23 protein-coding genes are annotated in these 23,466 nt (G+C 64.7%); 5 read left to right on the top strand and 18 right to left on the bottom strand.

The annotated features are described in order from the left end of the window. Positions 1-8: 8 nt before the first annotated feature. The 6 genes from RCH10_RS14660 to mltG all read right to left on the bottom strand — a co-directional run bounded on the left by RCH10_RS14660 (position 9) and on the right by mltG (position 4,708). Positions 9-710 (bottom strand): ankyrin repeat domain-containing protein, encoded by a 702-nt coding sequence (locus tag RCH10_RS14660; protein ID WP_409052931.1) that lies wholly within the window; start codon positions 708-710, stop codon positions 9-11. After that, positions 707-1,525 carry a TatD family hydrolase gene (locus tag RCH10_RS14655; RefSeq protein WP_409052930.1) on the bottom strand — a complete coding sequence of 273 codons (819 nt, stop codon included), beginning with the start codon at positions 1,523-1,525 and terminating at the stop codon, positions 707-709. The genes RCH10_RS14660 and RCH10_RS14655 overlap by 4 nt, the downstream gene beginning before the upstream one ends. A gap of 69 nt (positions 1,526-1,594) precedes the next feature. Then, positions 1,595-1,993, bottom strand: coding sequence for a PilZ domain-containing protein (locus tag RCH10_RS14650; protein WP_323495993.1), 399 nt, complete (start codon positions 1,991-1,993; stop codon positions 1,595-1,597). After that, positions 1,990-3,039, bottom strand: a complete 1,050-nt coding sequence (locus tag RCH10_RS14645) for a DNA polymerase III subunit delta' (RefSeq protein WP_323495992.1) — start codon at positions 3,037-3,039, stop codon at positions 1,990-1,992. Before RCH10_RS14645 ends, RCH10_RS14650 begins: the two co-directional genes overlap by 4 nt. Next, positions 3,036-3,713: a dTMP kinase gene (gene tmk / locus RCH10_RS14640; RefSeq protein ID WP_409052929.1), complete on the bottom strand. Its 678-nt coding sequence runs from the start codon at positions 3,711-3,713 to the stop codon at positions 3,036-3,038. The genes RCH10_RS14645 and tmk overlap by 4 nt, the downstream gene beginning before the upstream one ends. Next, positions 3,710-4,708: an endolytic transglycosylase MltG gene (gene mltG, locus RCH10_RS14635; protein WP_323496065.1), complete on the bottom strand. Its 999-nt coding sequence runs from the start codon at positions 4,706-4,708 to the stop codon at positions 3,710-3,712. Before mltG ends, tmk begins: the two co-directional genes overlap by 4 nt. Before the next feature lie 51 nt (positions 4,709-4,759). Between mltG and RCH10_RS14630 the strand changes: the two genes are divergently transcribed. Together RCH10_RS14630 and RCH10_RS14625 are read left to right on the top strand one after the other, a co-directional pair. Next, the gene (locus RCH10_RS14630) at positions 4,760-5,686 is read left to right on the top strand and encodes a YgfZ/GcvT domain-containing protein (RefSeq protein WP_409052928.1); all 927 of its coding nucleotides are present in this window, start codon (positions 4,760-4,762) and stop codon (positions 5,684-5,686) included. Between the two features lie 72 nt (positions 5,687-5,758). Next, positions 5,759-6,532, top strand: a complete 774-nt coding sequence (locus RCH10_RS14625; RefSeq protein ID WP_409052927.1) for an SGNH/GDSL hydrolase family protein — start codon at positions 5,759-5,761, stop codon at positions 6,530-6,532. On the opposite strand, the gene RCH10_RS14620 is transcribed toward RCH10_RS14625, so the two are convergent. The 5 genes from RCH10_RS14620 to RCH10_RS14600 all read right to left on the bottom strand — a co-directional run bounded on the left by RCH10_RS14620 (position 6,511) and on the right by RCH10_RS14600 (position 11,376). Next, positions 6,511-7,200, bottom strand: coding sequence for a substrate-binding domain-containing protein (locus tag RCH10_RS14620; RefSeq protein WP_409052926.1), 690 nt, complete (start codon positions 7,198-7,200; stop codon positions 6,511-6,513). The genes RCH10_RS14625 and RCH10_RS14620 overlap by 22 nt on opposite strands. A gap of 118 nt (positions 7,201-7,318) precedes the next feature. Further along, on the bottom strand, positions 7,319-8,326 hold the full coding sequence (locus RCH10_RS14615; protein WP_409052925.1) for a Bug family tripartite tricarboxylate transporter substrate binding protein: 1,008 nt from the start codon (positions 8,324-8,326) through the stop codon (positions 7,319-7,321). After that, positions 8,323-9,633, bottom strand: a complete 1,311-nt coding sequence (locus RCH10_RS14610; protein ID WP_409052924.1) for a gallate dioxygenase — start codon at positions 9,631-9,633, stop codon at positions 8,323-8,325. The genes RCH10_RS14615 and RCH10_RS14610 overlap by 4 nt, the downstream gene beginning before the upstream one ends. Before the next feature lie 13 nt (positions 9,634-9,646). Continuing rightward, positions 9,647-10,348, bottom strand: a complete 702-nt coding sequence (gene ligK / locus RCH10_RS14605) for a 4-carboxy-4-hydroxy-2-oxoadipate aldolase/oxaloacetate decarboxylase (protein ID WP_409052923.1) — start codon at positions 10,346-10,348, stop codon at positions 9,647-9,649. A 2-nt stretch (positions 10,349-10,350) separates the two neighbouring features. Next, positions 10,351-11,376, bottom strand: a complete 1,026-nt coding sequence (locus RCH10_RS14600) for an amidohydrolase family protein (protein WP_409052922.1) — start codon at positions 11,374-11,376, stop codon at positions 10,351-10,353. A 198-nt stretch (positions 11,377-11,574) separates the two neighbouring features. Between RCH10_RS14600 and RCH10_RS14595 the strand changes: the two genes are divergently transcribed. Further along, a complete protein-coding gene (locus RCH10_RS14595; protein ID WP_409052921.1) occupies positions 11,575-12,870 on the top strand; it encodes a LysR family transcriptional regulator in 1,296 nt (431 codons plus the stop codon). A gap of 77 nt (positions 12,871-12,947) precedes the next feature. Here RCH10_RS14595 and RCH10_RS14590 read toward each other — a convergent pair whose 3' ends face one another. Together RCH10_RS14590 and RCH10_RS14585 are read right to left on the bottom strand one after the other, a co-directional pair. Then, positions 12,948-13,832, bottom strand: coding sequence for a YbgC/FadM family acyl-CoA thioesterase (locus tag RCH10_RS14590; RefSeq protein WP_409052920.1), 885 nt, complete (start codon positions 13,830-13,832; stop codon positions 12,948-12,950). Between the two features lie 20 nt (positions 13,833-13,852). Next, positions 13,853-14,797, bottom strand: a complete 945-nt coding sequence (locus RCH10_RS14585) for an alpha/beta hydrolase (RefSeq protein ID WP_323495982.1) — start codon at positions 14,795-14,797, stop codon at positions 13,853-13,855. A gap of 118 nt (positions 14,798-14,915) precedes the next feature. Between RCH10_RS14585 and RCH10_RS14580 the strand changes: the two genes are divergently transcribed. Next, positions 14,916-16,052 carry an iron-containing alcohol dehydrogenase gene (locus RCH10_RS14580; RefSeq protein ID WP_409052919.1) on the top strand — a complete coding sequence of 379 codons (1,137 nt, stop codon included), beginning with the start codon at positions 14,916-14,918 and terminating at the stop codon, positions 16,050-16,052. A gap of 29 nt (positions 16,053-16,081) precedes the next feature. On the opposite strand, the gene RCH10_RS14575 is transcribed toward RCH10_RS14580, so the two are convergent. The 3 genes from RCH10_RS14575 to RCH10_RS14565 all read right to left on the bottom strand — a co-directional run bounded on the left by RCH10_RS14575 (position 16,082) and on the right by RCH10_RS14565 (position 21,079). Beyond that, complete coding sequence (locus RCH10_RS14575) at positions 16,082-17,155, bottom strand: patatin-like phospholipase family protein (protein WP_409052918.1); 1,074 nt, start codon at positions 17,153-17,155, stop codon at positions 16,082-16,084. Positions 17,156-17,214: 59 nt separating this feature from the next. Beyond that, entirely contained in the window at positions 17,215-18,594 is a 1,380-nt protein-coding gene (gene yjjJ, locus RCH10_RS14570) for a type II toxin-antitoxin system HipA family toxin YjjJ (protein ID WP_409052917.1), read from the bottom strand. Between the two features lie 109 nt (positions 18,595-18,703). Beyond that, the gene (locus tag RCH10_RS14565; RefSeq protein WP_409052916.1) at positions 18,704-21,079 is read right to left on the bottom strand and encodes a Tex family protein; all 2,376 of its coding nucleotides are present in this window, start codon (positions 21,077-21,079) and stop codon (positions 18,704-18,706) included. Between the two features lie 126 nt (positions 21,080-21,205). Between RCH10_RS14565 and RCH10_RS14560 the strand changes: the two genes are divergently transcribed. Beyond that, positions 21,206-21,769 (top strand): hypothetical protein, encoded by a 564-nt coding sequence (locus RCH10_RS14560; protein WP_323495977.1) that lies wholly within the window; start codon positions 21,206-21,208, stop codon positions 21,767-21,769. Between the two features lie 52 nt (positions 21,770-21,821). On the opposite strand, the gene RCH10_RS14555 is transcribed toward RCH10_RS14560, so the two are convergent. Further along, positions 21,822-22,415: a DJ-1/PfpI family protein gene (locus RCH10_RS14555; protein ID WP_323495976.1), complete on the bottom strand. Its 594-nt coding sequence runs from the start codon at positions 22,413-22,415 to the stop codon at positions 21,822-21,824. A 41-nt stretch (positions 22,416-22,456) separates the two neighbouring features. Next, the gene (locus tag RCH10_RS14550) at positions 22,457-23,404 is read right to left on the bottom strand and encodes a substrate-binding domain-containing protein (RefSeq protein ID WP_323495975.1); all 948 of its coding nucleotides are present in this window, start codon (positions 23,402-23,404) and stop codon (positions 22,457-22,459) included. Positions 23,405-23,466: the final 62 nt, after the last annotated feature.

Raw genomic sequence — 23,466 nt, 5'->3', positions numbered from 1 at the left:
TCCTTGCTTCACCACTTCCCCTCGGTGGCCGCTGGCTTGTCGACAGGGGTTGCCGGCGGCCTCGCAACCGGCTTGGCCTGCATCGCCGCGGTGATCAGCCCGACCGCGTCCGGCCGCCTGCCGCGCTGCGCGAAGTCCAGGGCCGTCATGCCCTGCTGGTTCTTCATCGCAGTGTCGGCACCTTCGTCGAGCAGCAGTTTCACGCTGTCCGACGAGCCGTACATCGCGGCCATCATCAGCGGCGTGGTGCCGTTGGGCGACTGCGCGTCGATGAAGGCGAAGGCCTCGAGCAGCTTCTTCATGATCTCGACGTTGCCGCCAGAGGCCGCATAGTGCAAGGGCGTCCAGCCCGGTTTATTGACGTCGGCATCGCGGGCCATCAGCTTGGCGACGATGTCCTGCTGGCCTTTGAGCGCCGCCATCATCAGCGGACTTTCGTCCTGCGCGTTGCGAGCCTCGACGTTGGTTTTGGGCGAAGCGATCAGTACCTCGATGACGCGCGGCGATGGCTCGCGCATGGCGATCAACAGGCCGGTCTGGCCTTTTTCATCCTTGGTGTTGGGGTCGAAACCGCGTTTGATCAGATCGGAGACGCCGCTTGCGTTGTCGCCACGCACAGCCCTGAAAAAGTCATCGAACGAGCCAGCATGCGCTGAAAAAGAACAATAGAAAACAACAAGATACAGAGCTTGTTTAAAGTGATACTTCATTTAAGGACGGCGGCTTTGGCACCGCTGAAAAGGGTTTCGAAATTGTCGCTCGTGGCCTTGGCGATGGCTTCGATCGGCAGTTGCCGCAACGCTGCGATCTGCCGGGCCACGAAGGGCACATACGACGGGTTGTTGGTCTTGCCGCGGTACGGTACCGGGGCGAGGTAGGGGCTGTCGGTTTCGATCAGCATGCGATCGAGCGGGACGAAGGCGGCCACGTCGCGAAGGTCTTGCGCCTTCTTGAAGGTCAGGATGCCGGAGAACGAAATGTAGAAACCGAGGTCGAGGGCGGCGCGCGCCACCTCGGCCGTTTCGGTAAAACAATGGAAGACGCCGCCGGCGGCATTTCCGGTGGCGTCTTCGCCCTCCTCCTTCAGGATCTCCAGCGTGTCGGCCGAGGCTTCGCGGGTGTGGATCACCAGCGGCTTGCGCGTTTGCTGCGCGGCGCGGATGTGCACGCGAAAGCGATCGCGCTGCCATTCCATGTCGGCGACGCTGCGGCCGCCCTTGCGCTCTTCCATCTGGTAATAGTCGAGCCCGGTTTCGCCGATGGCGATGACCTTTGGCAAGGCGGCGCGCTCGACCAGATCGGCGACGCTCGGCTCGGCGATGTCTTCGTTGTCCGGATGCACGCCGACGCTGGCCCAGAAGTTGTCGTAGCGCGCAGCCAGTGCCTGGACTTCGGCGAACTCTTCAAGGGTGGTGCAGATGCAGAGCGCCCGATCGACCTGCGCTTCGGCCATGGCCGCGCGGATCTGCGGCATCTGCTCGGCGAGTTCGGGGTACGTAAGGTGGCAGTGAGAGTCGGTGAACATGCCCCGATTGTCGCCAACCGCAGAAGACCGCGCCGATCACCGCGACGCTGATGGCGCGGGTCGGCGCGCTTAGATCGTTTGCGTAGCGCGGTCGGATGCCATCGTGCCGCCGAGCGCTTCTTCGATGCGCGCCTTGAGCTGGCGCGACTTGTCGTCCGACGGAAAGCGGATGCCGACGCCCGGTGATCGATTGCCGGCCGCGCGTGCCGGTGTGATCCAGGCGACCTTGCCGGCCACCGGATAGCGCTGCGGATCGTCCGGCAGCGTGAGCAGCACATAGACATCGTCGCCCAGCCGGTACTCGCGCGAGGTCGGGATGAAGATGCCGCCTTCGGCGAACAGCGGAATGTAGGCCGCGTACAGCGCGCCCTTTTCCTTGATCGCCAGTTGGATGACGCTGGGCCGGGCCGGGCCTGTCGCTGCCGTGCCGCTGAACCCGGCGGATGGTGGAATGAAGGGTGTATTCATGGGCGTTGTGCGGCGGAGTTTAGGGTGCTTCGTGCTTCGCTCACAAGGGCCTCGAGCATCAAGCCGGCGTTGAACGGATGATCCGCGGTTTTTGCCGCATTCGCGAGCGACTTCGACCAGCGCGCCAACGCGATGTGCGAGGGCACTGCCGGCAGGTCGGCCGTCTCGAAGAAACGGGGCGCGGCACCGCAGCCCGTGGCCATCAGGTCGTGACACACCTTTTGCAGCGCGTCGATGGCCTGCGCGGGTGCATGGTCCGCAAGCGCACTGACATCCCCTCGCAGCATGGCTTTGGGAAACAACGACCAGGCCTTCGGCGAGCGACCGCTTTGCGCCAGCCGCAGCGCATTCGAAGGCCGGCCGCCGGCCGCACGCAACAGGCCAGCGACATCGGCATCCGGCACGCCGTGCGCGACCATCCAGGCGTGGGCGTCCGACGCCTCCGGCCACGGCAGCGTGAAGCCGAGGCAGCGACTGCGAATGGTCGGCAGCAGCTGCCACGCGGCCTCGCTGGCGAGCACGAAGCGGATATCGCCGACCGGCTCTTCCAGCGTTTTCAGCAGTGCGTTGGCCGTGATGTGGTTCATGCGCTCGGCCGGATACACCAGCACGACCTTGCCGCGACCGCGTGCGCTGGTGCGCTGGGCAAAGCCGACCGCGTCGCGCATCGCCTCGACCCGGATCTCGCGGCTCGGCTTGCGCTTTTTATCGTCGATGTCGGACTGCGACTTTTCGTCCAGCGGCCAGCCGAGTTCCATCATCGCGACCTCCGGCATAAGCACGCAGAGGTCGGCGTGGGTACGAACCTCGATAGCGTGGCAGCTGGTGCAGTGGCCGCAGGCGGTGCCGTCATCCTTGGGCTCCTCGCACAGCCAGGCAGAGGCGAGCGCCAAGGCGAGTTCGTACTGGCCGAGGCCGGATGCGCCTTGCAGCAACCAGGCATGACCGCGCTGCCGAAGCAGATCGGCGAGTGGCACGCGCAACCAGGGCGACAGAACGGGTGCTGGGTTTCCGACACCGGTAGCGACAGGTTTTTGGGTGCTCATATCGATGCGCCCGTACTTCTGGCGATGAGTCCGCGATCGAACAATGCGGCCTCGATCTGCTGCCAGACCTGGTCGCGCGCCTGGCTGGCGTCGATGCGAACGAAGCGCTCGGCGCCTGCTGCGCGCTCGGCATAGCCCGCTGCCACGCGCCGGAAAAATTCGACCGGCTGCGACTCGAACTTGTCGGGCACGCGGGCGCCGGCCAGGCGCTCTGCGGCGATGGCGGGGGCCAGGTCGAACCAGAGCGTGATGTCGGGCTGCAAGAGTGCGTTGCCTGCACTGCTCGCCCCGCCCAAATCCGCGCGACCGCCTTGCACCCAACGCTCCAGCGTCGACAGCACCGTCGTATCGAACCCGCGCCCCGCTCCCTGATAGGCGAAGGTCGCATCGGTGAACCGATCGCACAGCACTACATCGCCACGTGCCAGCGCAGGCTCGATTACCTTCAGCACATGATCACGTCGCGCCGCGAAGACCAGCAGGGATTCGGTCAGCGCATCCATCGGCTGCTCGAGGATCAGGCCGCGCAGCGTTTCCGCGAGCGGCGTGCCACCAGGCTCTCGCGTGCGCGTCACGGTGCGGCCCTGTGCCTTGAACAGAACTGCCAGCGCATCGATGTGGCTGGATTTCCCGGCGCCGTCGATGCCCTCCAGCGTCAAAAACAAACCCCTCATTGACCGCCTCTCTGGTACTTGTTGACCGCGCGGTTGTGCTCGTCGAGCGAGCTGCTGAACTGGCTCGTGCCATCGCCGCGCGAAACAAAATAGAGCGACCGGCTGCGCGCCGGTTGCACCGCGGCAAGCAAGGCGGCCTTGCCCGGCATCGCGATCGGCGTGGGCGGCAAGCCGGTGCGAAGGTAGGTGTTCCAGGGCGTGTCGGCTTGCAGATCGCGCTTGCGCAGGTTGCCGGCGAAGCCCGTGCCGAGCCCGTAGATCACGGTCGGGTCGGTCTGCAACGGCATGCCGACGCGCAGCCGGTTCGCGAACACCGCCGCGATTTCGGCGCGATCATTGGCCTTGCCTGTCTCTTTTTCGACAATGCTTGCCAGGATCAGTGCCTCATCGGCCGACTTAAGCGGCACATCGGTGGCGCGGGCGGCCCAGGCGGCCTCCAGCTTTTTGTCCATGGCGCGCATTGCCCGTTGCAGCAGGGCGACGTCGGTCGATCCCTTGGAGTAGGTGTAGGTGTCGGGAAAGAAGCGGCCTTCAGGGTGCACGCCGGGTTTGCCGAGTTTGACCATCAGGGCGTCGTCGGTGAGGCCCATCGTGTCGGCCTTGAGTTGTTCGGACTTGGCCAGCGCCGAGCGCACCTGCCGGAAGTTCCAGCCTTCGACCAGCACGACGCTTCGCGTGGCTTCTTCTCCGCGCACCAGCACCGCGAGCAAGGTGCGTGGCGTGAGCCCACGTTCCAACTCGTAGCTGCCCGCGCGAATCTGCCGATCTTGCCCCGAAAAACGGAACCACCAGTAAAGCAATTGCGGCTGAACCTCGACGCCGGTGTCTGCCACGGCTTGTGCGATGCCACGCGGCGTGGTGCCCGGTTCGACCGACAGATCGACCGAAGGCGCCGGTAACTTGAGTGGCTGGTTGACCCACCACAAAGCCCACGCGCCGGCCCCCAGCGCAACGAAGGCGCCCAGCAGAAAAATAGTCAGAAAAAAGCGTCGCATGGGTTGGCCCTGCAGGTCGAGCGGAACAGGGTCGGCCATGATAATTCAGCCATGACCTCTGTCGTTCTCAATGGGGTAACCCCCGCGCTCTCCACCCTCGGCGTCATCCGTGCCGAAGGCCCCGACGCCGCCAGCTTCTTGCACGGCCAGCTGACGCAAGACTTCGCGCTCCTCGGCGCGGGCGAAGCGCGCCTCGCAGCGCTGTGCACCGCAAAGGGGCGGATGATCGCCAGCTTCATCGGTATCAAGCCGCAGCCCGAAACCATCCTGCTGGTGTGCAGCAAAGACATCCTGGCTGCAACGCTCAAGCGCCTGTCGATGTTCGTGATGCGCGCCAAAGCCAAGCTGACGGATGCAAGTGCTGAGTTCGTTGTTTACGGTCTGGCTGGCACTGCGATTGCCGGCAACGGCGGTGATCCGGCCGCAGCGCCCGGTCAACGCGCCGCGTTGACCGAGGTCAACCTGGTGTCGCTCTACCCCTCCGACGGCGTGCCGCGCGCGTTGTGGATCGCACCGTCCGACAGCGCTGCGCCCACCGGCACACCGCTCGACTTGGGCCTCTGGCAATGGAGCGAAGTCCGCAGCGGCATCGTGACCTTGACCACGCCGGTGGTCGAAGCTTTCGTGCCGCAGATGCTCAACTACGAGTCGGTCGGCGGGGTCAACTTCAAGAAGGGCTGCTACCCCGGCCAGGAGATCGTGGCTCGCAGCCAGTTCCGCGGCACACTGAAGCGCCGCGCTTACTTGGTTCAGGCCGATGGCGCGGTCGCAGTCGGCGACGAGGTGTTCGGCGCGTCGGATGCAGAACAATCCGTCGGGACCGTCGCGCAAGTCGCGCCAGCGCCCGACGGCGGCTGGTCGGCACTGATTTCGATGCAGGTCGCCGCGCTGGAAGCCGGGGGGCTGCACGCCGGCACTGCGAGCGGGCCGGCGCTCACAGTCGAGCCGTTGCCGTACCCGCTGCTCGAAGACATTTAACGCGTCGCGCCTGGCGACCTTTCGGATGCCTGTCGCCAATATTCCTCTTCATTTGGACATGAGCATGGGCGCATGGACACATGGAAAAACTCGCGGCGCCCGGCGCTTGAACTTCACGCGCTGGGGCGTCGGGCTTATGTTCAGTGGTTCGCGCTGACGGGCAGCTTTCTTCTCCTCCTCGGCCTGCAAGGCTGCTTCTTCAATGCGCCCCGGCTCGCAGCGTGGGAGCTCGGGGCGACCGGCCAACTGCCAGATTGCTCGGTCGCCCTCTACAGCGACTCTGTCCTTTGGGGCGCCCACAACGGCCTGAACCGCTGGCCCGATCCACCCGGCATGATGCTCCGGCGACTGCGCCCCAGATATGGAGTCACGGACCGCACGATGCCCGGCGCGAGCGCATATGCCGAGGCCATGAAGTTCACGAACATCCATCTTGCGAGCCGCATCGTCGTCCTGCAATACGGCATGAACGATGCCGGCAAAGGCTACCCTTACGAAGCAGCGCTGCGGGCCATGGTCCTGCATGTGAAGGCGCAACGCCGCACGGCGGTGATCACTGGCATTTCGAATGTTGTAGGCGGCATGGCCCTGCGCGACGAGTACGACACCACAGCGCGGCGCGTTGCAGAAGAGACCGCCGTCGAGTTCGCCGATTGGAGCCATGTCGACTTCGACCCCGCCGACATGGCGGACCCGGTGCATCCTGGGGAGGCGTACTCGGCGCGGCTGACCCAACGGCTCGCCGAAACGCTCGACCGGGTGGCGCCTGAGTGCCGCGGTGGTAGCGTCGTCGTCCCGGTCGAGTTGAGCCGCGCGTACCCCGATCAGACCGCGGCCATGCCGTGACGTCGCTTGGCGTCCGTCGCATCGGCGGACGCCAGGAAGCGGATGAGATCACCAACGGCAGCCGGCTGCTGCCCGCCTGCGAGCGGCGCCGCCGAAAAGACGGTCGTGATGCGCGCCTCCGGTGGCATCGGGCCGATCAGCTGGATTCCTTGGATGCCGATCATCTCGCTCATTTGCTGAAACCCCAATGTGGCCGCACCGCTCACGAGCAACGTTCCGACAGGCACGCCGGGCGATGCCTGCACCAGCCTCCCCTTCACTTCCGCTGCAATGCCCCAGCGCTCGAACAGCGCCATGAGCTCGACGCCGCTCGGGCCGGTCGAATAACCGATACGGTCCGCGCCCAGCACCGCACTTCGCAGTGCTTCAGCCGTCGCAATATTCGGCTGCCCGGCGCCGACGCGCACCGCGACGCCGACATCCGATCGGAAGAGGTCGGCCTTGCCGCTGCCGTCCAGCTTGCCGTTGGCGATCAGTTTGTCGATCGCCTTCGAGTCGAGTACCGCCAGGTCGAAGCGCTCCCCTTCGTCGATACGCCGCGCGGTGTCGACGCCACCCACCGACACGAAGGAGACCGGCACGCCGGAACGCTTTGAAAAGGCTTCGGCCAGGTCGGCAAGCAAGGCACGGGACGCCATGGAAGAGATGCCGCGAATGGTGGTCGTCATGGCGTCATTGAGGGGTAAGGGGCGCGCAGCGACCTGGGCATTCGCGGCACGTGTTGCCAAAGCCAGCGCGCCTGCGAGCGCAGAGATGCAGGCCTTGCGTCGATGCATGGGTGGCATCTCAATCGGGCTTGATGTGCGCATCCCGGATCAGCTTGCCGTAGCGCGCGGAATCGACCTTGAGCAAGGTCTCGAACTGCTCCGTGGGCCCTGGTAACGGTATGCCGCCGGCCGCCGCCAGCTGATCGTGGACTTCCGGCGATGCGATCGCCTTTTGCACCGCGTCATGCAGCTTTGCGATGATGGGCTTGGGCAGGCCTGCCGGCGCGACGAAGCCATACCAGACACTGGCCTCGAAGCCTGGATAGCCCGACTCGGCCACGGTAGGCACGCCGGGCAGCACCGCCGAGCGCTCGGCGCTCATCACGGCCAGCACCTTGAGCTTGCCGGCCCGGGCCAGCGGCAACGCTTCGAGCGCGTTGATGGCGACCACGTCGACATGGCCGCCCATCACGTCGGTGATGGCCTGTGCGCCACCCTTGTACGGCACATGGCGGAGGGAGAGCCCCGCGGTGTGCTGGAAAAATTCCATTGCCAAATGCGGTGTAGAGCCGTTGCCCGGCGTGGCGACGGTCAGGCTGCCGGGCTTGGCCTTGGCCGCTGCGATGAGCTCCGGCAAGGTCTTGATGGCGGAACCCTCGCTGGTCGCAAAGACGACCGGCACGCGGCCGACCAGTGAGATCGGCGTCACTTCACGGTCGAGGTCGTACGGGGCCGGCTCGAACAGCGACGGATTCACCGCCAGCGCGTTGGCCGCCAGCAGCAAGGTGTACCCGTCGGGCGCACTGGTGATCAGCGACTTCACCGCGATGTTGGTGCCGGCGCCCGGCTTGTTCTCGACGATGACAGGCTGGCCCAGCACAGCGGACATCCGCAGGCCGACCGAACGCGCGATGGCATCGACCGCGCCGCCGGCGCTGTAGCCGACGAGGATCTTGATGGGCTTGGAAGGATAGGCGTCCGCAGCCAACGCGGCGGTCGCGATGCCGAGCGAAGTGCCAAGCACCAACAAACCGGCGACGGCGAGCCAGGGGCGGCGAAGAAGATGACGACGAAAAAGTTGATTCATGGCTTGTCGGTGGGTTGAGGAACCTTGCGATCCCAGGCTTGCGGTGCGGCGTCTTTGCCGGCGACCGAATAGAGCGCGCCGGGCGCGTTACGCGTCTGCTGGAAATCTTCCAGCGACTGTCCGCGCATGGCGGCGTAGATATGCAGGTTGGAGACGCCGATCACCGCGCCCAATTTCTCGAGCATGAAAAAGATGACGCCGTAGTGGATGAGGCCGCGCCAGTCGCGGCCTCGCACCAGATCCCGTTCTTGCGCGGTCAGGCGCGCCGCCTCGAACGCGGCATCCTCGTCGGCCAGAAACGCCGAGCGATGCGCGGGCTGCGTCATGCCGTGAAGGAACTTGTTCAGCCGGTAGGCGCGAACGCTGGTCTCCAGCGTGAAGGGGTGCGTGCCGTCCAGCGCCTCGATGCCGGCAAGCTGCTCGTCGATGTGACGGCGGTGGCGTTCGACCCCGCCGCCGATCGGTGCGCTCGCCAGGTTTTCGTAGATGACGGTGGCGATGCCCGTCATCGAAGGCAGGTAGTAGGTTTGGTGCACCTTTTTCACGTTGGACGACAGTGCACCGCGCATGACCAGCCACATGATCACTTCGGCTCCCTCCATGCCACCCAGCGCGGCGAGCTCGGCCTGGGTCATCTCGGTGAGCCGCACCGGGTCGTTCTCGATGAGGTCGAGAAACTGCGCGTCCCATGCCGTGTTGTTGAAGCCGGCCCGCTCGCCATGCACCTGGTGCGACAGGCCGCCGGTGGCGACGATCGCGACCTTCAGGTCTTCCGGGTAGCTCTCGATGGCGCGCCGCAACGCCTGGCCGAGTCGCCAGCAACGCCGCGCCGAGGGCACCGGCGACTGCAGTACGCCGACCTGCAAGGGCACCACTGGGATCGGCCACGCGGGCTCGTGCGCGCACAGCAACGACATCGGCGAGAACACGCCGTGGTCGAGAGCCCGGTCCTGGAAGAACGACATGTCGAACTCGTCGGCCACCAGCGAACGGCCGATGTGTTGCGCCAACGCCGGATGGCCTGCAAGCGCCGGCAGGTCGCGTTCACCGCCACCTTCGTCCGCGACCGCATGCCGCTCCCCAACGCCAAGCGCGAATGCCGAATAGTGATCGAAGAAGAACGAGCTGACGTGGTCGTTGTAGATGAAGAAAAGGACGTCTGGCGCGCTGTCCACCAGCCAGCGCTGCACGGGCGCAAAGGCTTCGAAGATGGGCGCCCACACCGGGTCTTGCTGCTTCTTCTTGTCGAAGGCGAAGCCGATGGTGGGAGTGTGCGAACAGGCGACGGCGCCGATGATGCGAGCCATGCAAGCGCTCCTGTCAGTCGATGTAGCGCAGGCCGGCCTTGGCCAGGGGCTCGCGCATGGCGTACATGTCCAGGCCGAGTTCGCCCCTGGCGAAGCGGGCGCGTTTGTCCGTTTCGTTGGCCTCGCGCTTTTCAGCCGCATCGGCCACCTGCATCGCGAGCGAGGCCGGCACCACGACCACGCCATCGATATCGGCAATGACGACATCGCCCGGGTGCACCATGGCGCCCGCGCAGACCACGGGCACGTTGACCGATCCGAGCGTCGACTTGATGCAGCCCTTGGCGTGGATTGCACGGCTGAACACCGGGAAGTTCATCACGGCGAGGTCGCGCACATCGCGCACACCGCCGTCGATTACCAGGCCCTTGCAGCCGCGCGCCTGGAACGAGGTGGCGAGCAAGTCGCCGAAGAAGCCGTCGGTGCTGTCCGTGGTGCAGGCCGCGACAACCACGTCGCCGGGCTGAATCTGCTCGGCCGCGACATGCATCATCCAGTTGTCGCCGGGTTGCAGCAGCACGGTGACAGCCGGGCCGCAGAAGCGCGCGTCCGGGTAGATGGGGCGAATGCTGGGCTGCATCAGGCCGAGGCGGCCCAGCGCCTCGTGCACCGTCGACACACCGAAGCGCGAAAGCTTCTCGACTGCCGCCGGGTCGGCGCGCGTGATGTTGCGATGAACGACGCCGAGTTGCTGGAGCGTGTGCGTGATTGACATGATCAAAGTCCTTTCGCGGCGAGCGCGCGGTCGAGCCGCGGGAAGACGCGGCGCGCATTGCCTTCATAAATCTGCTTGCGGGCGGTCGTGTCCAGCGAAGAGGCTTCGATGTAGCGCTTGGTGTCGTCGAAGTAGTGCCCCGTCTCGGGGTCGATGCCACGCACCGCGCCGATCATCTCGCTGGCGAACAGGATGTTGTCGACCGGTATCACCTTGGTCAGCAGGTCGATGCCCGGCTGGTGGTAGACGCAAGTGTCGAAGAAGATGTTCTTCAGCAGATGGTCTTGCAGCAACGGCTTCTTCATCTCCTGCGCCAGGCCGCGAAAGCGGCCCCAGTGGTACGGCACGGCGCCGCCGCCATGCGGGATGAGAAAGCGAAGCGTCGGAAAATCCTTGAACAGGTCCGAGGTGAGGCACTGCATGAAGGCGGTGGTGTCGGCATTCAGGTAGTGCGCGCCGGTGGTGTGAAAGCACGCATTGCAACTGGTGCTGACGTGAATCATCGCGGGGATGTCGTACTCGACCATCTTTTCGTAGATCGGATACCAGTGCCGATCCGACAAGGGCGGCGAAGTCCAGTGACCGCCTGAAGGGTCTGGATTCAGATTGATGCCGACGGTGCCGAATTCACGCACGCAGCGTTCCAGTTCGGGGATGCAGGTCGAGGGGTCGACGCCTGGCGACTGCGGCAGCATGGCCACCGGGACGAACGCGTCGGGAAAGAGCTGCGACACCCGAAAGCAGAGTTCGTTGCAAATCGCGGCCCACGTCGAAGACACCTCGAAGTCGCCGATGTGATGCGCCATGAAACTGGCACGCGGCGAGAAGAGCGTGAGGTCGAGGCCGCGCTCGCGCATCAATCGCAACTGGTTGCTTTCGATGGAGTCGCGCAGTGCGTCGTCGCTGATGCGCAGCTCCGAAGCACGCGGCATGGACGTGCCGTCGCGGAGGGCGCCGATCTGCCGGTTGCGCCAATCTTCCAGAGCTTTGGGCGCCGTGGTGTAGTGGCCGTGACAGTCGATGATCATGTGGGCTAATCCGTCGAGATGCTGTGGGGTTGAGGGAGATGGGGTGCCGACGCAGTGCATGGCTTGCCACGACGGCGAGTATGTCGGCGAGCCCCCGCGAGCGCGATGCATTCGACTTGATCTGACACCAGACTTATTTATCAAAACGGGTTTACACTGACGCGCAATGCGAATGCCATCAAGGCGACAATTCGCGAAATGAAGCCTACGCGGCAACGCTACAAACTTATCGACGACGCCCGCACCGACGCTGAGGTCGACACGCACTTCGACGCGCTGGACATCAACCTGCGCCATCTTCGGGTTTGCCTCGCCGTCGCAACGGCCGGCAGCGCTGCAGGTGCAGCGGAAAGTCTTTACCGCGTGGCTTCTGCGGTGACGCGCTCCATTACCGAACTGGAACACGCGCTCGGTCGCCCGCTGTTCGATCGCCGCGCCCGCGGGATGACGTTGAACTCCTATGGCGAACTCGTGATGGCGCGTGCACGGCGCATCGAGCAAGTGTTCGCGGAGGCCGGAGGCCAGCTCCTGGCACGGGGCTGCATCGCAGCCTCGGTGGACGTTCGCTCGCGCTTCGCCACGATCCTCAATGGCCGGCGACTGGCGGTCATCGCGACCCTGGTCGAAAAGCGAAACATGGCACTGGTTGCGCGCGAGTTCGGTATCACGCAGCCAGCGATCAGCAGCGCGCTGAAAGATCTTGAAGACGGTCTCAGCACCCCGTTGCTGGAACGCGGTGCGCGCGGTATGCGACCGACTCCGGCGGGCGACATCGTGGCTTTCCACTTCAAACGGGCGCTTGCCGAACTGCGCCACGTCGGGCCCGACCTGGCAGCCAGCGAAGGCACGCTGCGAGGCAGCGTCCACATCGGCGCCCTGCCTCTCGGCCGCACGCAAATCCTGCCGCTCGCCATCGCATCGCTGTTGCGACGCCACCCGCACTTGCACGTGGCCACAGTTGAAAGCCCGTACGACGCCCTGGTGGCGTCGCTGCGCAACGGCGACATCGACTTCATCCTCGGCGCGCTGCGCGGCGAGGCCAGGGATCTTCAGCAAGAGGCGCTGTTCGAAGACCGCATTTCGGTGATCGCGCGTGCAGGTCACCCACTCGCAGACAGTTCACGCATCGACTTCGATGCGCTGCTTCAGGCGCGGTGGGCGCTCTCACGGCAAGGGTCACCCTCGCGCGAACTGCTCGAGCGGTTTTTCTCCGGCGCAAGGCAGGTCCCGCCTGCCCCCGCCGTGGAAACTGGCGATCTCGCGGTGCTGCGCGGTCTGCTCCTGGAGAGCGACATGCTGACCGCCCTCTCCCCGCACCAGCTGCGCTACGAAATCCGTGACGGCAGTCTGGTGGTGCTGGATTTCCCGCTTGAAGCGACACGCCGCAAGATTGGCATCACGCAACGGCTCGGTGCGTTCCCGTCTCCTGGCGCTCGGGCATTGATGGATGAAATCGCCTTGCTGATCGCGCGGTCGCCGGATTTTTCAAGCTGACGCGCGCTACCGTTGCAGCCGGTGGCGCAATCACATCGGCCGCCGCTGATGCGGTCCGCTTAGGCTACCCCGCAGTGTCAGAGCACGCGACGCATCTCGATGTGCGCGATGCCCGCCTCGTCGAACGGCGCACCCGACACCGCATAGCCGAGCTGCCGATAGAAGGCCTCCGCACTGCGTTGCGCGTACAGCGTCAGCGCCCGATCACCCCGCGCTCGGGCAGCGTCTTCCAGTGTCTTCATGACCGCGGCGCCGTGCCCGCCGCCGCGCAGCGTGCGATGCACCGCCATGCGACCGATGCGCCCGACGCCCTCTGACGCCGGGAGCAATCGTCCGGTCGCGATCACCTGGCCGAGCCGGTTGCGCGACACCGCGTGCAACGAGCTTTCGTCATGGTCGTCCCACTCGTCTTCCTCTGTGATCTTCTGTTCCTCGATAAAGACGACGCGACGCAACGCGCTGGCAGCTTCGCACAGCGTCGACCAGTCGCCGGTCTGCATGGCATGTACCGCGCCACCGGCCTCGTAGTCGGTAAAGAGCTGGCGCAATACCGGAGGCACCGGCTTCGATGTTTGCGTCGCCGGGTCCGCAAAGACGTACACCAGCTCGCAGGTGACCAGCAATTCATCGCCGCGGAATAGCCCGCCATGAAACACGATCGACGAGGTGCCGACGCGCGCGCACTTCATGGCGACATCGAGCACGTCGTCCATGCGCGCCGACGCGGCGAATTCGATCGTCGCCTTGCGCACATAGAGGTCGCCGCCGAGCATCGGCATCGCCTCTTCGTAAGGCAGCGCCAGCGCGCGCCAGTAGTCGGCGATGGCGGTGTCGAAGTACATCAGGTAGTGCGCGTTGAAGACGATCTTCTGCATGTCGACTTCGGCCCAGCGCACGCGGAGGCGGTGAAAGAAGCGGAAGTCGTTGCGCTGTTCGTTCATCGGGTTCTTGATTTCGGTCATGGTCTCAGTCGGCGTTTTGGTCATGGTTCGAGTGCTTGCCTGAGTGCTTTTGCGGCGTCGTCCTGCGCTTGCAGCGCCTCGGGAATGGCGCGGCCCATCTTGATGAACTCATGGATCACGCCGCGATAGATTTCCAGGTCGACGGCAACGCCAGCGGCGCGCAGTTTGTCGGCATACGCCACGCCTTCGTCGACCAGCGGATCGCATTCGGCAAGGCCGATCCACGCCGGCGCCACCCCATCGACATCGTCGGCATTGAGCGGTGCGAAGCGCCAGTCGTCGCGATCGGCCGGCGTGCGCACGTACTGGCCGAAGAAGTAACTGATGAGCGATTCGGTCAGCAGCGGACCGTCGGCGAACTTGCGATGCGACGGTGTGTCCTGGTGCGCCGTCATGCCCGGATAGATCAGCAGCTGCAATGCGAGCGGCAAGCCCGCGTCGCGTGCCAGGATGGCGCAAACCGCGGCCAGCGTGCCGCCAGCGCTGTCGCCACCGACCGCCATGCGGGCTGCGTCGAGGCCGAGCTTGGAACCCTGCCTTGCGATGAACTCGAAGGCGTCCCAGGCATCGTCCGCCGCGGTGGGGAACCTGTATTCGGGTGCGAGCCGGTAGTCGACCGACACCACCGCACAACCGCTCTTGCTGCTCAACACGCGGCAGAGCGTGTCGTGCGTCGCAATGCTGCCGACGGTGAAGCCACCACCATGAAAGTAGAGGAGCACCGGCAGCCTCTTTTTAGACGGCACAGCAATCGGCGCATACAGCCGCGCTGGCAAGTCGAATCCATCGCGTGCGGCAATCATGAAATCCTCTACGCGTGCCAGCTCAGGCTTGGGCACTTCGAGCACGCCAGAGCCTTTTTCATAGGCCGCCTTCGCTTCTTCGGCGGACACCTGATCGAGCGGAGGATGCCCGGCCCGCGCCATGCGTTCGACCACGCCCGCCATCTTCGGCGTGAGCCTCATGCGCGGGTTCCTGAAGCTTCATACGCGACAGCGGCAAGGGTTTTTTGCGTGTGCAAGACTCTCTCCTGTTGTTAGATTGGGCGGCTCGAATCCTACCGTCCGCACGCAAACCCGCTCTATGTCCCTCATCCAGTACCTCACCACGATCCAGTTCGAATTCGGCGCCATCAAGCTGTTGAGCAGCGAGTGCGCGCGCATCGGTATCAATCGGCCGCTGATCGTCACCGACGCCGGGGTCCGTGCAGCCGGCGTGCTGCAAAAAGCGCTCGATGCGCTGGGCGATCTCGATGTCGCGGTGTTCGACCAGACACCTTCCAACCCGACCGAAGCCGCCGTGCGCGCCGCTGTCGAGATGTACCGCGCGCACCGCTGCGACGGCCTCATCGCCGTCGGCGGCGGCTCGGCCATCGACTGCGCCAAGGGTGTCGCCATCGCAGCCACGCATGAAGGTCCGCTCAAGACATACGCGACCATCGAAGGCGGCTCGCCCAAGATCACCGATGCGGTGGTGCCGCTGATCGCCGTACCGACCACCAGCGGCACCGGCAGCGAAGTGGCGCGCGGCGCCATCGTCATCGTCGACGACCATCGCAAGCTCGGCTTCCACAGCTGGTTTTTGATGCCGAAGGCGGCCATTTGCGACCCGGAGCTCACGCTCGGCCTGCCGCCACGCCTGACTGCCGCGACCGGCATGGACGCCATCGCGCACTGCATGGAGACCTTCATGTCGGCCGCCTTCAATCCGCCGGCCGACGGCATCGGGCTCGACGGCCTGGAGCGCGCCTGGCTGCACATCGAGCGCGCCACCAAAGACGGCAGCGACCGCGAAGCGCGGCTCAATTTGATGAGCGCGTCGATGCAGGGCGCCATGGCGTTTCAGAAGGGGTTGGGTTGCGTGCACTCGCTCAGCCACAGCCTGGGCGGCGTCGATCCCCGCCTGCACCACGGCACGCTCAACGCACTCTTCCTGCCAGCGGTCATCCACTTCAACGCGGCGGCCGAATCGGTCCAGAAAGACCGGCGTCTGCAGCGCATGGCGCAAGCCATGCATCTCGAAACGGCCAGCGATCTGGGGGATGCGATTCGCGACATGAGCGCGCGCCTCGGCTTACCCAAGGGGCTGGCAGAAGTCGGCGTGAACCCTGATCAGTTCGAGAAGATCATCGACGGCGCGATGGCCGACCACTGTCATCTGACCAACCCACGACGCGCCACCCGCGACAACTACCGCGAGATGCTCGAAGCATCGATGTGAGCGCGATAAACGCGCGGCATGAACGTGACCTAAAGCGGTAGCACTTCACCGATGTCGTCGTGCTGCAATCGCTCGGCGAGCTCGTCGGCCAGCCGCTGCGCCTCTCGCGTCGCCCGTCCCCAAGCGGCGATGCGTGCGGCAGGATCGTCGGCGAAGTGCACGAAGTCGTTGCGGTCGGGCAGCTTGCCGTTGGGCAGGCTCCTCACCCAATCGGCATCGGGCGCCAGCACGACCATGCGGTCCAGAAAGCCGGTCGGCTTGTGGCGCCACTTCAGGCTCTTGTCGAGCCAGCCCGGCACCACTGCGCGCTGAAAGTGCGGATACAACACCAGGCCGTCGTCGGTCGGCTGGTAGTCGAGGTGCAGGTGGTAGTCGGTGATGCCGCCGTCCCAGTACGCGCCCGGTGGCGCACCCGGAATGTCGTGCACCGCCTCCAGCAAGAATGGGATCGAGCACGAAGCCTGGATCACCAGCTTGAAGTTGGCATCGCTCAGGTCGAGCCGGCGCGTCTTGAAGTCGTTGGTGCCGAAGGGCAGCGCGGCCCCCGCCGTTGAAAACACGCAGCGCTCCAGCCATGCGCCCAGACTCTTGCGGTGGATGCTGTTGGTGGCAAATGCAGCGAGGTAGCCGAAAGGCGTGCGCGCCCTGCCCTCGCGCCCGAGGATGTGCCGCCCGCGCGAGGTGACGACATGCAGCTTGTAGCGCGGGTGCTTCAGAACCTCACCGATGCGCCCGCCGAAGAAGGCCTTCAGGTTCTCGGAAAAGCGCTGGCTGACCTGGCGTGCCGTCAGGCGCTTTTGTCCCGGCGGCACGTCGAAGCGCTGCTGCACGTAGTCGTGCTCGAAGCGCCCGAAAGCCTTGACCGGATCGTCGAGGCAGGCCGTCGCAAGCCGCCACGCGCCGATCGACGCACCGACCAGGTTCACCGTTTGCGTTGACCGTGACAGCCAATCGCCGAACAGAAAGCGGTCGATCGGCCCGAGGATCAAGCCCTTGGGGCCCCCAGCCGCACCGGGAATCGTGCGCACGTCTTTGGGCTTCAGGCCGTGGCGTTCGATATGGGCCCGGGCCACGGGGCCGGCGTAGATGCGCAGTGCTTTCATGTGATCGGATCATCAAGCAAGACGCGTGCGCCCTTTGCCCGTCGCTTGACGCAACGCCATCAAAGGCGGTCGCGTAACCGCATCAGTTCATCGACATTGCCGGCGCATATGGCACGGAAGTCGTTGCCGATGCGGCGGTCGGCAGCCGCTGCGCGCCAGAACGCGATGGCGGCCGCGCAAGCGACGAGCCACACCTCGCGTTGAAGTGGCAGCGGCAGCACCGGCGACAGCTCACGCGCGGGCACTTCGCCACCCGCGAGCGGCGCATAGCGCATGGGCAACATGTCGTAGAGCGGCGCCAAGGCGAACCGGCCCTGTTCCGGCCGAAAGCTCAAATTCCCGGTGTGCATGTCGGTGTTGCCGATGAGCCGGCCGAACCACCACAGATGCTGCACGCGGATTTCGTCTTCCGGCGTGACCAGATCGAGTGCCGCGAGTCGCGCCATCAGCCGCGGCCATTCCATGGTGCTTTCGCCGATCAACTGGGCGTTGAGCACGTCGAGCGCGCACAGTGGGCTGCGGCCGAACGCGCCGTGCCGGTCGAAGCGTTCCACTTCCAGAAACGTGCGGCCACCGTGGACGAGCACGCGGCTCGCCGCGCAGACCACGCCCGGCATGGCGGAGGCGTGCAGCGACGCCAGGTGTTCGCACACCAGCAAGTCGGACCAGCGACGCACCGCCGCCGAGTGTTCGACGCCCGAGAACTTGACCAGCACGTGCGGCGTGGCGCTGCGGGCGAGTGTGCGTCGTGCGGTGAACTTTGGGAACTCGCCGGCGGCGCTGGAGCCTGCGACGCCCGCAGCCAGTGCGTGCCCGGCCAAATCAAGGTAGTGCTCGGCGATGCCGGATTCCGGCAATGGATCGATGGCGGCCGCCTTGGCAACGAGCCATTGTTCGCAGGCCGCTTCGCCGACGATCAGGTTGCCGCTCAGGTCGGTGCCGCGCTGGCTCATGACGAACAGCACGTCGTCGTCGCTCCACTCCAACGGGTTGGGCGCGACGGCCAGCGCCCTGTGCTCGATCTGCGCGAACTGTCGGCCCATGTAGCCTTGCGGACGCATTTGTTGCAGCGGGTATGGCGGGCCGGCCCACCAGCCGTCGCGCGCTTCGTCCGGCACCGGCCACGGCGTACCGGCCAGATCCATCCAGCTGCCCTCCGGACGCAGCGGCACGAGTTGGGTTGCGGCATGCACCTGTCCTGCCTCGTCCACGGCATACACCGGTAGCGGTGCACTGCTGCCGCGCAGCGGGCGAACCAAGGCGTAGCGTGCGCGGCGGGCCTTGCCGGCACTGACGGCCGCGTCGGCCAGCCGGTTCAGCAGCCGATGCACCGTCGGCACGCTGATCCGCAGGGCCGCCGAGAGATCATTGGCGCTGGCCGGCCCCCGCGCCAAAACTGCACGCAATTGTTCCGGGCTCGCCACCGAGGGAGTCGGCATTGCAATCAGAGAAGATCGATGAATTGATTCACATGAGTATTATTCAATGAAATCAATAGTTTAATAAAAAATGATCTTTTGATCAGAGAAGATTTATCGAGGGATCCGTTTATTTTCGCAGCCCTTGCAGCTTTGCAAATGCGCTCGCCATCTGACTGGCCGGTTGAGGCGCATTGTCTTTTCGCGAGCCCTGCTGCTGGCCGCGACCCGCTCCTTCGAACCGGTTATCGCGCGGGCCGTCACGCCGCGCCGGCGCCGCATCCAGCCGCATCGACAGCGCGATGCGCTTGCGCACCGGGTCGACCTCCATCACCTTGACCCGCACGATGTCGCCGGTCTTGACGATCTCGCGCGCGTCTTCGACGAACTTGTTCGCCAGCTGGCTCACATGCACTAGCCCATCCTGGTGCACGCCGATGTCGATGAAGGCACCGAACTGTGCGACGTTGCTCACCGTGCCTTCGAGGATCATTCCTTCGACCAAGTCCTTGATGTCTTCGACGCCGTCGTTGAAGCGCGCCACCTTGAAGTCAGGGCGCGGATCGCGGCCGGGTTTTTCGAGTTCGCCCAGGATGTCCTTGACGGTGATGACACCGAACTTCTCGTTGGCGAAGAGTTCTGGCTTGAGCGTCTTCAGCATGTCGGCACGGCCCATCAGCTCGCCTACGGCCAAGCCGGTCTTCACCATGATCTGCTCGACCAGCGGATAGGTTTCCGGGTGCACGCCGGTGATGTCCAGCGGGTTGCTGCCGCCGCGCACGCGCAGGAAGCCGGCACTCTGCTCGAAAGCCTTGGGGCCGAAGCCGGCGACTTCGAGCAGCTGCTTGCGGGTCGCGAAAGCGCCGTGCGCCTCACGCCACTTCACCACCGCCTTGGCCACGCTGCCCGACAACCCCGACACCCGCGCCAGCAGCGGCACGCTGGCGGTGTTGAGATCAACGCCGACAGAGTTCACGCAATCCTCGACCACCGCATGCAGCGTGCGCGCGAGTTCGCTTTGGTTGACGTCGTGCTGGTACTGGCCGACGCCGATCGCCTTGGGGTCGATCTTGACCAGCTCGGCCAACGGGTCTTGCAGCCGCCGCGCGATGCTGGCGGCACCTCGCAGGCTGACGTCGACGTCGGGCATCTCCTGTGACGCGAGTTCACTCGCGGAATACACGGAAGCCCCCGCCTCGCTCACCACCACCTTGTCGATCGCCATCTCCGGCGCGCCAGCCTGCACGGCCATCTTGGCAAGTAGCTTGATGAGGTCGGCGGCGAGCTTGTCGGTCTCGCGACTCGCAGTCCCGTTGCCGATCGCGATCAGGTTGACGCCGTGCTTGGCGCACAGTTTGCCGAGCGTGTGCAGCGAGCCTTCCCAATCCTTGCGGGGTTCGTGCGGAAACACGGTGACGGTTTCGACCAGCTTGCCGGTGGCGTCGACCACCGCGACCTTCACCCCTGTGCGGATGCCGGGGTCGAGGCCCATCACCACGCGCGGGCCGGCCGGTGCGGCCAGCAACAGGTCGCGCAGGTTGTCGGCGAAGACTTTGATCGCAACCTTTTCGGCGTCTTCGCGAAGGCGGGTGAACAGGTCGCGCTCGGTCGAGAGCGACAGCTTGACGCGCCATGTCCACGCTACGCACTTGCGCAGCAAGTCGTCGGCTGGCCGTGCACTGTGGCTCCAGCCCAGGTGCAGCGCGATCTTCCCTTCGGCGATCGACGGCTTGCCCGGCTCCGGCTCGACCGGCAACACCAGCTTGGCATCGAGCATCTCCAGCGTGCGGCCGCGGAACACCGCCAGCGCGCGGTGTGACGGCACCCGGCCGATCGGCTCGTCGTAGGCGAAGTAATCGCGGAACTTGGACACATCGACGTTGTGCTCGTCCTTGCCCGACATCAGCGTCGACTTGAACAGGCCTTCGCTCCAGAGCCACTCGCGCAGGCGCTGCACCAGCACCGCGTCTTCTGCCCAACGCTCCGACAGGATGTCGCGCACACCGTCGAGCACCGCCGGCACGGTGGAAAAATCCGGTCCCGGCTTGCCGTCGTCGAGCAGCGTCGCCGGCTTCAAAAAGACCAGCGCCTCGGTCGCCGGGTTCCGCGTGGGGTCGGCGAACAGCAAGTCGGCCAGCGGCTCGATGCCGAATTCGCGCGCGATCTGCCCCTTGGTGCGGCGCTTCTGCTTGAACGGCAGGTACAGGTCTTCCAGTTCCTGCTTGGTCGGCGCGAACTCGATGGCAGCGCGCAGTTCGGGCGTCAGCTTGCCTTGCTCGTCGATGCTTTTGAGCACCGCGGCGCGCCGGTCTTCCAGCTCCCTCAGGTAACTCAAGCGCGCTTCCAGCTCTCGCAGCTGGATGTCGTCGAGGCCGTCCGTGGCTTCTTTGCGATAGCGCGCGATGAATGGCACGGTCGCTCCGCCATCGAGCAGGTCGATCGCAGCCTTTATCTGGTGTTCACCGACCTTGATTTCGGCGGCGAGCTGGCGAATGATTTTTTGCATGTCTGAAGGGAGTCCCTGAGCGTGCGCCGCCAGCGGGGCCAGGGCGCGATTCGAGTGAAGCGCAGAAGTTTGCCATAGCGCTTTTTCCTGTCATGGCGCCTCCCGGGCGAGGCCCACAATGGTCTGGTGACGAGCCCGAAACCTTCGCCCGAACCACCACGCCAGCCGGTACCGCGTGCCGCTGCCGGCACACCGCTGTGGATGCTCCGAAAAGTGCTCCACGGGCTGCTGACCGCCATCTTGGTGCCGGTGCTGCTTTTCGAGGAGTGGGGTTGGACACCGCTCGCCGATCTGGTCGGCCGTTTGACGCGTCTGCCGTTGTTGGCGCGCGTAGAGGACAAGGTGCGCAACCTGCCGCCATGGGGCGCGCTGCTGGTGTTTTTCGTTCCCGTGCTTCTGTTGCTCCCGGTCAAGGTCTTGGCCCTCTTCCTGTTCAGCGAAGGCCATGCGGTCAGTGGCTGCGCGGTGCTGATCGGTGCCAAGCTGATCGGCACGGCCATCGTCGCGCGCATCTTTCAGCTGGTCGAAACAGCGCTCATGCGCATCCCGCTTTTCGCCCGCTGGTATCCGCGCTGGAAGGGGTGGAAGAACCGAGTGCTGTACTCGGTTCGCGAAAGCGCTCCGTGGCGAGCGGTCCGCGCGTTTCAAGAGGCGACGCGCCAGCGCTGGCGCCGCTTCTGGCGCCTTTGAAACGCAGTCGCCGGCGAGCAGGGCTATTTCCAGCCCTGTTCTGCTCGGTGATTCAGGAGTGACGAATCTCTGTGCCCAACACCTTCAAGCATTCGCGAATAAAGGCCGCCAGCGCTGTCCAACCCTTCGCGGAAACCATAGTCCCGTCGACGTAAGCATCGGTTGGCGACAGGTCGATGTAAGTGCCACCGGCCAGGGTTACCTCCGGCTCGCAAGCGCCCAGAGCCGCCACTTTCTTGCCGCGCACGACCCCATCGACCGCGATCAAAATTTGCACGCCGTGGCAGATGGTGAAGATCGGCTTCTTCTCTTCATGGAAGTGCCGCACCATGGCCTGGATGCGCTTGTCGGTGCGGATGTACTCCGGACCGCGGCCACCGGCGGCGTAGACGGCGTGGTATTGATCGAGTTGTTCCTGTGCCTCCGAGAACGTCTTGTTGATGGTGAAGTAATGACCCATTTTCTCGGTGTAGGTCTGATCGCCCTCGAAGTCGTGCAGCGACGTCTTGATCAAGTCGCCGGCTTTCTTGTCAGGGCAGACCACGTGGACGGTGTGGCCCACGGCCTCCATCGCCTGCTGGAATACGAAGATTTCGTATTCCTCGGTGAATTCGCCAGTAAGCATCAGGATTTTTTTTCCGGGCATGGTGTCATTCTTTCGGTTGATGATTGCTGCGTTGTGGGGAGTCAGAACGGCGAATCCGGAAAGTAATATTCCTTGGCGTTTTGCTTGGTGATGAGCGGCGCATCCAGTTTGACTGCACCACGCACGGGCGCCTGGGCTGCCAGGTTTGCCACCGTCAGATAGATCGCCGTCTTGATCATCGAAGGTGGATAAGGCGTCTCGACAGGCGTCACGGCGTCGCCGTCCATCACCTTCTTGATGATCTCCTTCATGCCATTGCCGCCCAGTGCGTACTTGATTTCCTTGCGGCCGGACTGCTTGATCGCTTCCAACACACCCAGGAGCATGTCGTCGTCGTTGGCCCAGACGGCATCGATCTTCGGATACTTGGCCAGGTAGTCCTGCATCAGCTTGAAGGCCTGGTCACTGTTCCAGTTGGCGTACTGGATGTCCAGCACCTTGAGTTCAGTGCCCTTGATGGCATCCTGGAAGCCCTTTATGCGTTCCTCGTCGATCACGGTAGGAATTCCGCGCAACACAACCAAGTTGCCCTTACCTCCCAGTTTGTCGACCAGAAACTTTGCTGTGTTGCGGCCCACGGCGATGTTGTCGCCGGCAACGTACAAGTCCTGTATCGAAGGATCGTTGAGACCACGATCGACGACGGTGATGAACGCGCCCTTGCCCTTGACCGACTTCACCGGGCCGGAGAGTTCTTCTGAACTGAAAGGCAGGATGACCAGGGCCGCAAGGTTGCGACTGGCCGACAGATCCTCCAGTGCGCTGACTTGAGCCGAAGCCGAGGGAGAGGTCTTCACCACGACGTCGATGCCCGGAAAGGCTTTGTTGATTTCCTTGGCTGCAGCTTGCGCGTGGTAAACAACGCCGGCCGTCCAGCCATGGTCCGCCGCCGGAATCGACACCGCCACCGTCTTCTTCTGTGCATGCGCTCCGCCCGCCGCCAACAGCGCACCCAGCGCCAAGCCCGCGATCCACTTTGTCTTGAACATGTTTGTCTCCGTACTTATGTAGATTTGAAAACTGCATGGACCCCCACACCGCTGCCTCGTGG

It is taken from the genome of Variovorax sp. GrIS 2.14, assembly GCF_046115955.1.
In the GTDB taxonomy this organism is placed as follows: domain Bacteria; phylum Pseudomonadota; class Gammaproteobacteria; order Burkholderiales; family Burkholderiaceae_C; genus Variovorax.
The sequence above is the reverse complement of the archived record's forward strand: the minus strand, read 5'-3'. Positions and strand labels throughout refer to the sequence as shown.